This is a genomic window from Rhodobacter sp. P1_C2, from assembly GCF_056406375.1.
The window spans coordinates 1-924 of record NZ_JBFUAG010000038.1 but is presented as its reverse complement, the minus strand read 5'-3'; the positions used below and the strand labels follow the sequence as shown (position 1 = coordinate 924).

Genomic DNA, 924 nt, shown 5'->3' with positions numbered 1-924 from the left:
CTTGCTGCCAAGGCATCCACCAAACGCCCTTTTCGCGCTTGATTTGATCCAGAAAGAGCAAGACCGCTGGTTCAAAGCGCTCACCCTCTCAAGACCAAAAACTTGTACTTCCCACCGTGCAACCCGAAGGTCGCACCGGTTAGTGTACTAGACTTGGAAACAGTATCGTTCTTGCCTCGTAAGGCAGATGCATCCCATACTCGGGCGCATCAAACGATACCGATGTTTTTCTCTCTATACGATGTCAATGTCGTCTGAAGATCAGACGATCAAACACATGGTTCATGTGCTTGATGATGTGATCTTCTTGCGGAGTATTGGTGGGTCGAGGAGGACTTGAACCTCCGACCTCACGCTTATCAGGCGTGCGCTCTAACCACCTGAGCTACCGACCCAATTCCTTGGTGGAGCCTATCGGGATCGAACCGATGACCTCCTGAATGCAAATCAGGCGCTCTCCCAGCTGAGCTAAGGCCCCGATGGGCACGGGCAGTGTGGATCAAAGGATCTTTCGAAGCGCAGACGCGCTTCATTCTAGCCACTGCCGTGGCCTTCTCCGCCTCAAAACAGTCCACTGGACTGTTTTGTGCTCGATTGCTCGAGCACCGGCTATGAAGGGATATGAGGACGGCCTGGCCGCGTTGTGAGACTATGACTAGTCTCTGCTAAGTGTGTCCTGTAGGTCGATTGCGAACAATCAACCTGGTGGGCACATCCTTAGAAAGGAGGTGATCCAGCCGCAGGTTCCCCTACGGCTACCTTGTTACGACTTCACCCCAGTCACTGAACCTACCGTGGTTGGCTGCCTCCTTTGCAGGTTGGCGCACCACCTTCGGGTAGATCCAATTCCCATGGTGTGACGGGCGGTGTGTACAAGGCCCGGGAACGTATTCACCGCGTCATGCTGTTACGCGATTACTAGCG

2 tRNA genes and 1 rRNA gene are annotated in these 924 nt (G+C 53.9%); all 3 read right to left on the bottom strand.

Going from position 1 to position 924, the window contains the following annotated elements:
• Positions 1–318: 318 nt before the first annotated feature.
• A tRNA-Ile gene (locus AC1DZT_RS25315) sits at positions 319–395 on the bottom strand.
• Positions 396–402: 7 nt separating this feature from the next.
• A tRNA-Ala gene (locus AC1DZT_RS25310) sits at positions 403–478 on the bottom strand.
• A 243-nt stretch (positions 479–721) separates the two neighbouring features.
• A 16S ribosomal RNA gene (locus AC1DZT_RS25305) occupies positions 722–924 on the bottom strand; the annotation flags it as partial.